Annotated in this window: 12 protein-coding genes and 1 pseudogene; 3 read left to right on the forward strand and 10 right to left on the reverse strand. The window is 75.5% G+C overall.

What is annotated here, in order from left to right; all coding sequences use genetic code 11:
* The first annotated feature begins 113 nt into the window (after positions 1–113).
* Entirely contained in the window at positions 114–374 is a 261-nt protein-coding gene (gene rpsT, locus DQ237_RS14810) for a 30S ribosomal protein S20 (protein ID WP_113800912.1), read from the forward strand.
* Between the two features lie 106 nt (positions 375–480).
* Here the strand turns inward: rpsT and holA are convergent, their stop codons facing one another.
* The 10 genes and pseudogenes from holA to DQ237_RS14860 form a co-directional block, all read right to left on the reverse strand.
* Entirely contained in the window at positions 481–1,482 is a 1,002-nt protein-coding gene (holA, locus tag DQ237_RS20270; protein WP_240619654.1) for a DNA polymerase III subunit delta, read from the reverse strand.
* 319 nt (positions 1,483–1,801) lie between these two features.
* Positions 1,802–3,736 (reverse strand): annotated as a pseudogene (locus DQ237_RS20275) (ComEC/Rec2 family competence protein); the annotation flags it as partial.
* Positions 3,737–3,900: 164 nt separating this feature from the next.
* A complete protein-coding gene (locus DQ237_RS14825; protein ID WP_113800915.1) occupies positions 3,901–4,692 on the reverse strand; it encodes a ComEA family DNA-binding protein in 792 nt (263 codons plus the stop codon).
* A gap of 135 nt (positions 4,693–4,827) precedes the next feature.
* Positions 4,828–5,691 (reverse strand): DegV family protein, encoded by an 864-nt coding sequence (locus DQ237_RS14830; protein WP_113800916.1) that lies wholly within the window; start codon positions 5,689–5,691, stop codon positions 4,828–4,830.
* Between the two features lie 67 nt (positions 5,692–5,758).
* Entirely contained in the window at positions 5,759–6,445 is a 687-nt protein-coding gene (locus tag DQ237_RS14835; RefSeq protein ID WP_113800917.1) for a histidine phosphatase family protein, read from the reverse strand.
* Positions 6,442–6,852 (reverse strand): ribosome silencing factor, encoded by a 411-nt coding sequence (rsfS, locus tag DQ237_RS14840; RefSeq protein WP_113800918.1) that lies wholly within the window; start codon positions 6,850–6,852, stop codon positions 6,442–6,444. Before rsfS ends, DQ237_RS14835 begins: the two co-directional genes overlap by 4 nt.
* A complete protein-coding gene (nadD, locus tag DQ237_RS14845) occupies positions 6,849–7,562 on the reverse strand; it encodes a nicotinate-nucleotide adenylyltransferase (protein ID WP_240619655.1) in 714 nt (237 codons plus the stop codon). The genes rsfS and nadD overlap by 4 nt, the downstream gene beginning before the upstream one ends.
* Before the next feature lie 312 nt (positions 7,563–7,874).
* The gene (locus DQ237_RS14850; RefSeq protein ID WP_113800920.1) at positions 7,875–9,278 is read right to left on the reverse strand and encodes a VWA domain-containing protein; all 1,404 of its coding nucleotides are present in this window, start codon (positions 9,276–9,278) and stop codon (positions 7,875–7,877) included.
* The gene (locus tag DQ237_RS14855) at positions 9,278–10,171 is read right to left on the reverse strand and encodes a MoxR family ATPase (protein WP_113800921.1); all 894 of its coding nucleotides are present in this window, start codon (positions 10,169–10,171) and stop codon (positions 9,278–9,280) included. The genes DQ237_RS14850 and DQ237_RS14855 overlap by 1 nt, the downstream gene beginning before the upstream one ends.
* A gap of 31 nt (positions 10,172–10,202) precedes the next feature.
* On the reverse strand, positions 10,203–11,456 hold the full coding sequence (locus DQ237_RS14860) for a glutamate-5-semialdehyde dehydrogenase (protein ID WP_205730233.1): 1,254 nt from the start codon (positions 11,454–11,456) through the stop codon (positions 10,203–10,205).
* An 87-nt stretch (positions 11,457–11,543) separates the two neighbouring features.
* Here DQ237_RS14860 and DQ237_RS14865 point away from each other — a divergent pair, with 87 nt between their 5' ends.
* Positions 11,544–12,482, forward strand: coding sequence for a metal ABC transporter substrate-binding protein (locus DQ237_RS14865; RefSeq protein WP_113800922.1), 939 nt, complete (start codon positions 11,544–11,546; stop codon positions 12,480–12,482).
* Positions 12,479–13,288 (forward strand): metal ABC transporter ATP-binding protein, encoded by an 810-nt coding sequence (locus tag DQ237_RS14870; RefSeq protein ID WP_240619656.1) that lies wholly within the window; start codon positions 12,479–12,481, stop codon positions 13,286–13,288. Before DQ237_RS14865 ends, DQ237_RS14870 begins: the two co-directional genes overlap by 4 nt.

Here is a 13,288-nt window from a genome sequence, read left to right on the forward strand (position 1 = left end):
GGCGGGCTGGTATCTTTGCAGGCCGGTCCGCTCGGTGCCTGTGCGCGCCCGGACGCAGAACTTTGAACGACTGTCAGAAGTACTCCCTCCTGTCGAGACACCGAGGCTCACGCGTGGCGAACATCAAGTCCCAGATGAAGCGGATCAAGACCAACGAGAAGGCGCGCCAGCGCAACGTTGCCGTCAAGTCCGCCCTGAAGACGGCCGTCCGGCGCGTCCGCACCGCCGCCGAGGCCGGGGACGCCGCCGCCGCGACCGCTGCCCTGCAGACCGCCAACAAGGCGCTCGACAAGGCCGCCAGCAAGGGCGTCATCCACAAGAACCAGGCTGCCAACCGCAAGTCGGGTCTGGCGAAGCTCACCGCCGGTCTCTGATCCGGCCTCGCGCCCCGCGCGGACCGACCGAGCCCCTGTCCCTGCCGGGACGGGGGCTCGTCGCATTCCTGGGCGCGGCTCCCGGGCAGGACCTCGGTGCCGCGGCTCAGCGGCCGGCGCGCACCCGCCCTCGACCGGTCTCGGTGCGGATGGTGACGATGCGCCGGATCGCCCGCTCGAGCGCGTAGTCCGCACTCGCCGCGGCGCCCTTCACATCGGCGTTGAGGTCGGCGGCGACGCCGAGGGCCAGCTGCAGCCCCTCGATGCTCCAGCCGCGCGCCTGCGCCTGGGCCTTCTTGACCTTCCACGGCGGCATCTTCAGCGTGCGGGCGAGGTCACCGGGATTGCTGGAGCTCAGCGAGGCGACCCGGGCAGCGGTGCGCACTCCGTCGGCGATCGCGTCGGCGATGAGCACGTGTGCCACGCCCCGCTCCAGCGCCCAGCGGAGCATCTCGATCGAGCCGGCCCGATCGCCGGTGAGCACCCGCTCGGCGACGGTGAAGCCGGTGACCTCGGCCTGTCCGCGGTGGAAGCGCGCGACGTCGTCGGCGTCGATGCTCCCGCCGAAGTCGCTCACCAGCTGGCTGGCCGCGGCCGACAGCCCCCGCAGGTCGGCGCCGATGGCATCGACGAGCGCGGTCACGGCATCGGGGGTGATCCGGCCGCCGAAGGTGCGGACCTCGTTGCGCACGAAGGCGATCCGGTCGCCGACCGAGCTGACCTTGGGGCACTCGTCGACCGCCGCCCCGGCGGCCTTGAACGCCTTGACCAGTGCCTCGTTCCGCTTGCCGCCGCCGTGCACGATCACCAGCGTCAGGTCGGGGTCGGGCTCCTTGGCGTAGGAGGTCAGCGAGTCGGCCAGCGCGCTCGCCGCCTCGTGGACACCGGTGACGACGACCAGCCGGTGCCCGCCGAACAGCGAGGGCGCCAGCACGTCGGCCAGCTGGCCGACCGGCAGACCCAGCGCGGCCAGCTCGTGCACCTCGACGTCGGGGTGGCGGCCGAGGACCGCGGAACGGACGGCGCTCACCGCGCGGGACCGCAGCAGCTCCTCCTCGCCGATGACGACGCGCAGCCGGGAGGTGGGCTCGACCGGTGAGGCTGGCACCCCTGCATGGTGTCACGGGGTGCCGACCGTCCCGGCCGCCCGGCGCCCAGCCGCCGGCTCCGGTGGGGACGGCGGGGTCGAGTGCGTGCGCGGCGGTCCCGAACGGCAGCCCGTGGGCCGCGACGCCCCAGTCGCCCGCCTCCCCCACCACCGCGAGATCGCCCTCCCGGTCGGTGCGGTGCACCTGCACCCCCAGTCCGGTGAGGAGGTCCAGCAGCCGGGGAGCGGGGTGCCCGTAGGTGTTGTCGGCCCCCACGGACACCAGGGCGACACGCGCTCCCGTGGCGGCGAGGAAGCCCGGGTCGACGTCGGCGCTGCCGTGGTGGGGCACCTTGAGCACGTCGGCGCGCAGATCGGTGCCGTCCCGCACGAGGCGGGCCTCGGCCTCGGCTCCCAGGTCACCGGTCAGGAGCACCCGCACACCCCGCACCGTCACCCGGACGACCAGCGACAGGTCGTTCGGCTCGGCGGCCGCGGTCGCCCACCGGGGCGACGGCGCGAGGACCTCCAGCACCGCGTCCCCGGCGGTCCGCAGGTCACCCGGCGTCAGGACCTCCCTGGTCCCGCCGGCCGACCGCACCAGCTCTGCCAGCGGGCCGGCCCGCTCGTCGGCCGGGGAGAGCGCTCCGGTGGCCACCACCCCCACGTCGCGGCCGGAGAGCGCGCCTGCGAGCCCGCCCACGTGGTCGGCGTCGAGGTGGGAGAGCAGGACCAGCGGCAGCTCGTCGATGTCCAGCCGGTCCAGGCACGCGTCGACCGGGCCCACCTCCGGTCCGGCGTCGACGAGGACCCCGGCGCCGCCGCCGACCGGCAGCACCAGCGCGTCGCCCTGACCGACGTCGCACGCGATGACGACCGGCCGGTCCGGAGGCCAGCCGTCCAGCGGCTGGCGGAGCGGCCAGCCGACGAGGACGAGCCCGGCGAGCGCGGCCAACGCCGGGGGTCGCGAGGCGGCGAACCGTACGAGCACCCAGGCGCCCGCACCCAGCAGCACGGCGAGCCCCATCGCACCCGGAAGGCCACCGGGCCAGCCCGCCACCGCGTCCGGCAGCTCCGAGGAGCGCTCCGCGACCAGGACGATCCAGCGCACCGGCCAGCCGGCCAGCCACACCAACGCGTCCCCCACCGGTGGCAGGACCACCCCGGCCACGGCCGCCAGGAGTCCCAGCACCGTGGCCGGGGCGACCGCCGGCGCCACGAGGAGGTTCGCCGGCAGCGTCACCAGGCTCACCGTTCCGGACAGCCCCGCCACCAGCGGCGCCGTGGCGAGCCCTGCCGCAGCGCTCACGGCGACCGCGTCCGCGGGCAAGGAGGGCCACCCCCGGCGCCGCAGGAGCCGTGACCACCGCGGGGCGAGCAGCACGATGGCAGCCGTGGCGACGACCGACAGCGCGAAGCCGGGGTCCCGGGAGAGCGACGGGTCGGCGAGCAGCAGGAGCGTCGCCGCCGCGGCGAGCGCCGGCAACGCGGCGCGTGACCGCCCCGAGGCCAGGGCGAGCAGCGTCACCGCCCCCATGGCCGCGGCGCGCAGCACGCTGGCGCTCGGTCCCGCGAGCACCACGAAGCCGATCACCGCCGCGGCCCCGGTCGCCGCCTGGATCCGCCGGTCGACCGCCCGCCGCCGCAGCGGCCAGAGCGCCCCGGCCACGACGACGGCCACGTTCGCGCCGGACACCGCCGTCAGGTGCGACAGACCGGCGCGCCGGAACTCCTCGTCGAGCACCGGGTCCATGGCGCTGGTGTCACCCACCACGAGTCCCGGCAGCAGTCCGCCCGGCCGGTCGTCGAGCGTGCGCGCCGAGCCCGCCGCCAGCGAGCTCCTGATCGTCGCCGCCACCCGCTGGGTCACGGGCGCCGCGCCGACGTCGCCCGGAGGGCCGCGGACCGACAGCACGGCCACCACGTCGTCGCCCGGCCGTGGAGGCGCCGCCGTGGCCCGGATGCGCAGCTCCTGCCCCGGCACCAGGTCGGCCCAGCCCTCGGCGGGTGCGAACACGAGCACCGGGCCGGCCGCCGCCCCGGCGAGGGCCGCCATCCCGTCGAGGACCACCCGCGGCTCCCCCGCGCCCCGGACCGGGTGCGGCGGCCCGCCGACGGTCAGCAGCACGTCCGCCGCTCCGTGGTCCGCGGCGATGTCGGTCAGCGGCGAGCTCTCCCGCTCCGCCGCCCGGACCGCCCCCGCTCCGGCCGCGACCACCAGGGCGGCCAGGGCCGTGGAGGCGATGCGCGCACCCGGCCGGTGCGCGCGCAGCATCGCCGCCCCCAGCAGCGCGGCTCCGCAAGCGACGGCGGCGAGCGCGCCGGCCGACAGCCGAGGGGCGAGGAGGGACACCCCCCACACCGCGGTGGCGGCCGGCCACAGCCGCAGGTCCAGCCAGCTCCACCGCCGGTCGGGCCGCTCGTCCTCCTCGACCGGTCTCACACTGCCACCAGCTCGGCCAGCTCGGCGGCGATCGCCGGCCCGATGCCCGGTACGTCGTCCAGCTCGTCGACGCTGCCGAACGGGCCGTTGCGCGTGCGGTACTCGACGATCCGCTGGGCCAGCACCGGCCCGATGCCCGGTAGCGCGTCGAGCTCCGCGACCCCCGCGGCGTTGAGGTCCACGCGCCCTCCTGCCGCCGGGGCGACCGCGCCTGGTGCGGGTGGTGCGGCCGGCAGTGCGACGGCGATCTGCTCTCCGTCGGAGACCGGTGCGGCGAGGTTCACCGACGCCGGATCAGCTCCGGGCAGGAGCCCACCGGCCGCGTCCAGCGCGTCGGCGATCCGGGCGCCGGAGGGCAGGGTGACCAGCCCCGGCCGGGCGACCTGGCCGACCACCGACACCACGACGGTGTCCGAGGTCTCGGCCATCTCCCCCACCGGCGTGGACGGGGGCGCGGAGGCTCCCGCGGGGGCGCCACCGACCGGCTCCACCGCGGGCCGGTCCAGCCAGGTCCAGCCGAGCACGAGGGCCACGGCAGCCACCGCGGCGCCCCACAGCGCCCGGGAACCTCCGCGACCGGCGTCCCAGCGGACCGCCGTTCCCGGCGCGCGGTGCCGTCCGATCCCCTCCGGCATCCCGTCCGGGACGTCCACCGGCTCTCCGTACGGCTCGGGGTCGTCGTCCTCGGGCACCCACCCGCCGGGGACCTCGCCGTGCTGCGCCAGCAACGCCCGCAGCCGGGACCGGATCAGGTCCGCGTCGTCGTCGCGACGGAGAGGGAGGCGCACCCGGCCGACGCTAGGAAGGTCCGGGCACCACCCGCACGGCTCCGCCGGATCTGTGGACGTGCCTCCCGGTTGTGGACGGGGAACGGTGCCGCGCCGCGGACGCGGAGGAGGCCGACCCGATGCCCCGCGTCCGCCTCAGTCCGCCGGGCGCGCACCCGGGCGCGCGACGACCACACCGACCGCGCCCGGGCCGACGTGCGCGCCGATCGCGGCACCGAGCTCGCTGACGTGCAGCTCGCGAACCGCCGGCACCCGCCCCCGCAACTCCGACACCAGCCGCTCGGCCCGCTCGGGTGCGGCGAGGTGGTGGACGGCCAGCGAGACGTCGCGGTCACCGGCGTAGTCGGCCACGTGCTGCACCAGCCGGCCGAGCGCCCGCGCGGAGGTGCGCACCTTCTCCAGCGGCACCACCCGGCCGTCGACGACGTGCAGCACCGGCTTCACCGCCAGCGCAGAGCCCAGGATGGCCGCCGCGGAGCCGATCCGCCCACCGCGGCGCAGGTGCTCCAGGGTGTCGACGACGAAGAACGTGCGGGTGGCCTCGACGGTCTCGCGCGCGATCCGGTCGACGGTGTCGCGGTCCGCGCCGTCGGCCGCGGCCCGGGCCGCCTCGAGCACGGCGAAGCCGGTCGCCATGGCGGTGGACCGGGAGTCGACGACGGAGACGATGTGCTCCCCCACCTGCGAGGCGGCGACCCGGGCCGCGTCCCAGGTGCCCGAGAGCTCCGAGGACAGGTGGATGGACACCAGCCGGTCGGCACCGGCGTCCAGCGCCGCGCGGTAGGCCGCGACGAAGTCCCCCGGGGTGGGCCGCGACGTCGAGACCCGCTGGCCGCGGGTGGCCAGCGCCCTGGCGACGTCGTCGGAGGTGATGTCCTCGCCCTCGCGCCCCGAGCGTCCGGCGAGCAGCACGTACAGGGGCACGACGTGGATGCCGTAGGCCTCGACGAGGTCGCGGGGCAGGTAGGCCGCCGAATCGGTCAGGACGGCGACGGGCACCCGGCGAGGCTAACCGGCAGCGGCGGGTGTCGGGTCCAGGTGCCCCTCGAACGGTGGAGCGTGCGGGTCAGCCGACCGCGTCGGCGTCCTGCGCCGGCCGAGGCCCGAGGTCGCCTTCGGGCAGCGGACCGGCGGAGTGGTTGTGCCGCAGCAGCCGCCAGTGACCGCTCTGGCGGGCCAGCTCGCTCCACGCGCAGTTGCCCAGCGGACCGAAGAGGCGGCGCTGCTCCGGGTGCAGGTCGAGCAGCCGCTCGATCAGCCGCCCGCTGGTCCCGCCGTGGGTCACCACCACGGCGACCTCCACCGGGGGCAGCTCCTGCAGCGCCGACAGCACCCGCTCGGCGACGGCGGCGGTCTCCTCGCCCCCGCGACCGCGGACCGGTCGGCCGGCGAGCCAGTCGGCCATCTGCTCGGGGAACCGCTGGGCGATCTCCTCGCGGGTCAACCCCTCCCACGAGCCCATGCCGTGCTCGCGCAGTCGCTCGTCGAGCCGGAGCTCGGTGCCCGTGAGCGCGGTCAGCTCCCGCGCGGTGTCGACGGCGCGCACCAGGTCGCTGGAGACCACGACCGTCTCCCGCCCACCGAGTGCGGCGAGCACGTGCGGGGCTGCGTGCGCTGCCTGCGCCCGGCCGACCTCGTCCAGCGGAGGGTCCAGCTGGCCCTGGAAGCGGCCCGCGGCGTTCCAGCCGGTCCGCCCGTGCCGCCAGACGACCAGACGGGGCACCGGCAGGTCGAGCGGGCCCGCCGGAGTCACGAGCCGGTCGTCTCCGCGGCCGGCGAGGCGACCGTCCCGGCCGGCTGGGCTGCGTCGACGAACGGGATGGAGGGGCAGTCCTTCCAGAGCCGCTCGAGCGCGTAGTAGGCCCGCTCCTCGGCGTGCTGCACGTGCACCACGACGTCGACGAAGTCCAGCAGCACCCAGCGGGCCTCGGCGACGCCCTCGCGCCGCACCGGCTTGACGCCGTGCTCGCGGAGCCGCTCCTCGACCTCGTCGACGATCGCCTGCACCTGGCGCTCGTTGGGGGCCGACGCGAGCACGAACGCGTCGGTGATGGCGAGCCGCTCGCTGACGTCGACGATAGACACGTCGGTGGCCAGCTTGTCCGCAGCCGCCTGGGCGGCGACGAGCGCGGTCTCCCGGGCCTCGGCCGAGGCGGTCATCGGGGTACCTCCTGGAGGTGAGAAGAAGCTGATGGGTCAGCGCCGGCGCCGGTGGAGGTGTTCCCGGTCGACCCGGACGGGGGACGGTCGGACGGAGTGCGGTCCCCGGCGGGGCGCCGGGCAGGCGTGCGGTAGAGGCCGCGCTTCTCGATGTACTGGACGACACCGTCGGGCACCAGGTACCAGACCGGCATCCCGCGGTCGACCCGCGCGCGGCAGTCGCTGGAGCTGATGGCCAGGGCCGGGATCTCGACCAGGCTCACCCCGCCCTCGGGGAGGTGCGCGTCGCCGAGGGCGTAGCCGGGCCGGGTCACCCCGATGAAGTGCGCCAGCTCGAAGCACCGGGCGCCGTCGCGCCAGGTCATGATCTGGGCCAGCGCGTCGGCGCCGGTGATGAAGAAGAGCTCGTCGTCCGGCCGCTGGGCGTGCAGGTCGGTGAGCGTGTCGAACGTGTAGGTCGGACCGCCGCGGTCGATGTCCACCCGGCTGACGGAGAACCGCGGGTTCGACGCGGTCGCGATGACCGTCATCAGGTAGCGGTCCTCGGCGGGGCTGACCGACTGGTCGCTCTTCTGCCACGGCTCGCCGGTCGGGACGAACACCACCTCGTCGAGCCCGAACAGCCCCGCCACCTCGCTGGCGGCCACCAGGTGGCCGTGGTGGACCGGATCGAACGTCCCGCCCATCACACCGACTCGTCGCCCTGCCACCGAACGAGCGTATCCGGGGGCTCCGGGGCCGGCCCCGTGAGGACCGGCCCCGGCCCCGCGGACCCGTCCGCCCCGGCCCTCGGACCGGAGCGGACGGGTCTGCTGCGACCGGCTCCCCCGTGCAGCCGGTCGCGGTCTGCCGCGTCGTTGCGGTCGACCGGTGCCGACATGTCGACACCGCGTTGACAACGCGAGACCGTGCCTTCCGGTTACGGATACGTCCCGGGACGACGCTGTGGCCCACGCCACGCAGGTCGAGGTGTCGACCTGGCGCGGCGGCGACACGTCGACGTGTCGCCCCGGGCGGCCTGCTCAGAGGGTCGTGACGAACTCGGTCAGCTGGGCCGCGTTGCGGCACTCGACCATGTCGATGACCTCGCCGTACCGGTCGGCCGCGGAGTCGCCGCTCCCCCACAGCCGACGCGGCTCCGGGTTCAGCCAGTGCGCCGAGCGCGCCCGTCGCACCAGCTCGGCGAGCACGGGGACGCCGGCCTGGCGGTAGTTGGTCCGCCCGTCGCCGAGCACCAGCAGCGACGTCTTCGGGCCGACCGCCGAGGCCCAGCGGTCGGCGAACACATCGAAGGCGGTCCCGTAGTCGCTGTGCCCGTCGTAGGCCACGACCTGGGCCTCACGACCGATCCGCGCGATCGCGTCCGCGACGTCGGCACCCGGCCGGAAGAAGCGGGTGACCTCGTCGGTGGAGTCGACGAAGGCGAACGCCCGCACGCCGCTGAAGTGCTCGCGCAGCGCCTGGGTGAGCATCAGCGTGAAGTGGCTGAACCCCGCGACCGAGCCGCTGACGTCGCAGAGCACGACCAGCTCGGGCTTGTGCACCTTACGCGGCCGGTGGTGGGTGACCACCGGGACGCCGCCGGTGCCGAGCGAGGCCCGCACCGTCTTGCGGAAGTCCAGCCGGCCCTCGCGGCCCAGGCGGCGCCGGGCCGACAACCGCACCGCGAGCCGGCGGGCCAGCGGGGTGACCGCGCGGCGCAGCTCGGCGAGGTCCGCGGCCTGGGCCCGGAGGAAGTCGACCTGGTCGGCCAGCGGGCGGACGGCGTTCTTCGCGACCCGGTCCCGCCCCTTCTCCGACGCGGTCCGGCGGCGCACCTCGGCCTCGACCGCGGACTTGAAGGCGGCCAGCCGGTCGCGCACCGTCTGCCGGGCCACCTGCTCGGCGAGCCCGCCGCGCCCGGCATCCCCCAGCAACCCCGCCAGCAGCTGGGCGACCAGCGTGTCGGGTGAGAGCGCCCGCATGACGCGGTAGCTGAAGTAGGACTGCCCCGAGGGCGTCGGCTGCCCCTGGCCCAGCTGGTCGACCGCCTCGCGGGCGAACCGGCGCAGCTCCTCCGGGTCACCGTCGGTGAGGAGCCGGAGCAGCTCGGCGCGCATCAGGTCCGCGAGCGCGGCGTCGTCCGGCACGTCGAGGGTGGACTCCCCGCCCTCGGCCGAACCGTCGGCGGCGGCGTCGGCCGCCGGGCGGTCGCCCAGCGGCCACCAGAGGTCGAACAGCACGTCGTAGGTCTGCCGCTGGGCGGCCCGCTGGAGGAGGACCGCTGCCAGGCCGTGCCGGAGCTGCTCCCGGTCGAGCAGGTCGACGACGGTCAGGATCTCCGCGGCGTCGACCGCCTGGCTGATCCCCACCGGGATCCCGGCCTCGCGGACGGCCCGCACGAAGCCGTCGAGGTGCCCCGCGAGCCCGCCGACCGCCGCGCCCATCAGTTCAGCCGGAGCTCGGCGGCGGCGCGGGTCTGGTCGCTGGCGTGCTTGAGCACCACGCCGAGGGTGGAGCTCATCGCCGACTCGTCGAGGGTGTCCAGGCCGAGCTCGAGCAGTGTCTGCGCCCAGTCCAGGGTCTCCGAGATCGACGGCGACTTCTTCAGCTCCAGCCCGCGCAGCGCCCGGACGGTGCGCACCAGCTGGTCGGCCAGACCGGGCGCGAGGTCGGGCACGCGGGAGAGCACGATCTCGCGCTCCCGCTCGGCCGTCGGGTAGTCCAGAGCCAGGTACAGGCAGCGCCGCTTGAGCGCCTCGGAGAGCTCCCGGGTCGCGTTCGAGGTGAGGACGACGGTGGGCCGGCGGGTCGCGGTCACCGTGCCGAGCTCGGGGATCGTCACCTGGAAGTCCGAGAGCACCTCCAGCAGCAGCCCCTCGACCTCCACGTCGGCCTTGTCCGTCTCGTCGATGAGCAGGACTGTCGGCTCGGTGCGCCGGATCGCGGTGAGCAGCGGGCGGGAGAGCAGGAACTCCTCGCCGAAGATGTCGTCGTGGACGGTGTCCCAGTCGGCGCCGTCGCCCGGACCTGCCCCGGACTGCGCAGCCTGGATGCGCAGCAGCTGCTTCTTGTAGTTCCACTCGTACAGCGCCCGCGCCTCGTCGAGACCCTCGTAGCACTGCAGGCGGATCAGCTCCGAGCCGGTGGCCGCCGCGAGCGCCTTGGCCAGCTCGGTCTTGCCGGTGCCGGCCGGCCCCTCGACCAGCAGCGGCTTGCCGAGGCGGTCGGCCAGGAACACCGTCGTCGCGATCTGCGCGTCGGGCAGGTAACCCGCCCCGGACAGCCGCTTGCTGACGTCGGCGACCGAGGAGAAGTTCGGGGACTGCTGGCGGGGCATCGGGCTCCTGCTCGGGGCGGTGGGGTGCGGGTCAGCGAGTGTGGCCGTTGCCCGTGACGACGTAGGTGGTGGAGGTCAGTTCCGGCAGCCCGAGCGGGCCCCGGGCGTGCAGCTTCTGGGTGGAGATGCCGATCTCGGCTCCGAAGCCGAACTCGCCGCCGTCGGTGAACCGGGTCGAGGCGTTGACCATCACCGCGGCGGAGTCCACGCCCGCGGTGAACGCGGCGATCGCCGCGGCGGAGTCGGCGACGATCGCCTCGGTGTGCCCCGTGCTCCAGCGGGCGATGTGCTCCAGCGCCTGCGGGAGGTCGTCGACCACCCGCACGGCCATGTCCATGGAGAGGTACTCGGTGGCCCAGTCCTCGTCGGTCGCGGGCACCACGGCGTCGTGGGCGGCCCGGGAGGCGTCGTCCCCGTGGAGGTCGACGCCGGAGCCGGAGAGGGCGGCGAGCAGCCGGGGAAGGTGCGGGTAGTCGCGGTGCACCAGCAGCGTCTCCGCGCTGTTGCAGACGCTCACCCGGTGGGTCTTGGAGTTGAGGACGACGGCCTCGGCGATCCCGGGGTCCGCGGAGGCGTCGACGTAGACGTGCACGTTGCCCTCCCCCGTCTCGATCACCGGCACCCGCGACTCGCGCACGACCCGCTGGATCAGCGAGGCGCCGCCGCGCGGGATCACGACGTCGACCAGGCCGCGGGCGTTCAGCAGCTCGCCGACCGAGGCCCGGTCGGCGGGCAGCAGCTCGACGGAGCCTCCCGGCAGGCCGGCCTTCTCCCCCGCCTCGGTGAGGACGGCGACCAGCGCGGTGTTGGTGGCGAAGGCCGACGCCGACCCGCGCAGCAGTGCCGCGTTGCCGCTCTTCAGGCAGAGCCCGGCGGCGTCCACGGTCACGTTCGGCCGGGCCTCGTAGACGATGCCGACGACGCCGAGGGGCACGCGGACCTGCTTCAGCTCCAGCCCGTTGGGCAGCCGGGAACCGCGGACGACGTCGCCCACCGGGTCGGGCAGCGCGACCAGCTGGCGCAGCGCGTCGGCCACCCCGGCGACCCGGGCGGCGTCCAGTCGCAGCCGGTCGAGCACCGACGCCGGCGTTCCGGCGGCGGCCGCGGCGTCGACGTCGGCGGCGTTCGCGGCGAGGATCTCCTCGGTCCGCTCGACCAGCGCCTCGGCCATCGCGGTCAGTGCCGCGTCCTTGGTGTCGGTGGGCAGGGCGCGCAGCACCCGGGCGGCCGCTCTCGCGCGCAGCGCGGCGGCACCGATCAGGGGGAGCTCGGCGACCTCGGTCACGCCCCGAGCCTACGCGGGAGTGCCTGCGACCTCGGCGTCCCGACCCGATCGGACGACGCACCTGCACCGTATGCGAGAATGATTCTCATGAGCAGTCGACTGGCGCGCACCGCCACCCTCGCCGCGCTGACCACGACGGCACTCGTCGCGGCCGGCTGCGGCACGGACGCAGGCGGGGGTTCCAGCGGTGACGGGCTGACCGTCGTCGCCGGCTTCTACCCGCTGGAGTGGGCCGCCGAGCGGGTGGGTGGGGACCGGGTGTCGGTCTCCTCGCTCACGCCCGCCGGAGCCGAGGCGCACGACCTGGAGCTCACGCCCCGCGACGTCGCCGCCGTCTCCGAGGCCGATCTGCTCGTGTACCTGGACGGCTTCCAGCCGGGGCTGGACGACGCGGCCACCACCGAGGCCGGCGACGCCGCGTGGGACGCCGGGCAGGCCGCCGACCTCCTCGAGGCCGCACACGGGGACGAGCACGGGGACGAGGAGCACGACCACGGGGACGAGGCCGTCGACCCGCACTTCTGGCTCGACCCGACCCGCCTCGCCGCCGTGGGCGACGCCCTGGCCGACCGCCTCACCGAGCTGGACCCCGAGGGCGCCGACGTCTACGCATCGAACGCCGCCGCCCTGCGGGAGGACCTCGAGGCCCTCGACGCCGACATGACCGCCGGGCTGGCGAACTGCGCCGTCGACACCCTGGTCACCAGCCACGAGGCCTTCGGGTACCTCGCCGACCGCTACGGTCAGGAGGTGGTCGGCATCAGCGGGCTGAGCCCGTCCCAGGAGCCGAGCGCCGCGGATCTCGCGCGGATCACCGCCCTGGTCCGCGACCGCGGCATCACCACCGTCTACACCGAGACCCTCGTCGACCCCGCCGTCGCCGACACCGTGGCCGAGGAGGCCGGGGTCCGGACCGCCGTCCTGGACCCCCTCGAGGGTCTCGGCGACCAGTCGCCCGGCGAGGACTACCTGCAGGTCATGCGCGCCAACCTCGCCACCCTCCGGGAAGGGCAGTCCTGCTCGTGAGCGACACCCCGGCCGTGCGGCTGCGCGACGCCAGCATCGGCTACGACGACGTCCCGATCGTCACCTCCGTCGACCTCACCGTGCAGCGCGGCGAGGCGGTCGCCGTCCTGGGCTCGAACGGCTCGGGGAAGACCACCCTCGCCCGCGGGATGCTGGGGCTGGCGCCGGTCCTCGGTGGCGAGGTCGAACTGCTGGGTGCGCCCGTCGGGCGGCTGCGCGATCGCGGGCGGGTCGGCTACGTGCCGCAGCGGCACACCGTGAGCGGCGCCGTACCCGCCACCGTCCGCGAGGTCGTGTCGGTCGGTCGGCTCGCCCGCCTGGGCCTGTTCCGCCGGCTGCGTGCCGCGGACCGGGTCGCCGTCGGCGAGGCGGTGGCCGCCGTCGGCCTCGCCGACCGCATGGAGGAACCGGTGGCCTCGCTCTCCGGTGGGCAGCAGCGCCGGGTGCTGGTGGCCCGCGCGCTGGCCGCCCAGCCGGAGCTGCTGATCATGGACGAGCCCACCGCCGGTGTGGACGCCGCCAGCCAGGAGGCGCTGGCCGGGGTCCTCGCGCGGATCTCCGCCGCGGGGACCACCCTCCTGGTGGTCACGCACGAGACCGGACCGCTGACCGGCGTGCTCACCCGCGCGGTCGTCGTCGACCAGGGGGGCGTCCGCTACGACGGCCCGCTGGCCGGCGCCGAGGAGGCGGCCGGTCACGGTCACCACCACTGCGACCCCGGCGAGGAACCCTCCTCCCCCGGGTACCGGCTCGACCAGCCGACGGTCACCTCCCGGTCGGCCCGGGCACTGGGCGGGGGGCGCTGA

Source organism: Blastococcus sp. TF02-8, from assembly GCF_003319175.1.
Taxonomy (GTDB): domain Bacteria; phylum Actinomycetota; class Actinomycetes; order Mycobacteriales; family Geodermatophilaceae; genus Blastococcus.

Bases quoted from the DNA above. Each gene is read 5' to 3' on its own strand.
- rsfS (WP_113800918.1), bottom strand. From the start codon at position 6,852: ATGACCGCCTCGGCCGAGGCCCGGGAGACCGCGCTCGTCGCCGCCCAG.
- DQ237_RS14850 (WP_113800920.1), bottom strand. From the start codon at position 9,278: ATGGGCGCGGCGGTCGGCGGGCTCGCGGGGCACCTCGACGGCTTCGTG.
- DQ237_RS14855 (WP_113800921.1), bottom strand. From the start codon at position 10,171: ATGCCCCGCCAGCAGTCCCCGAACTTCTCCTCGGTCGCCGACGTCAGC.
- DQ237_RS14865 (WP_113800922.1), top strand. From the start codon at position 11,544: ATGAGCAGTCGACTGGCGCGCACCGCCACCCTCGCCGCGCTGACCACG.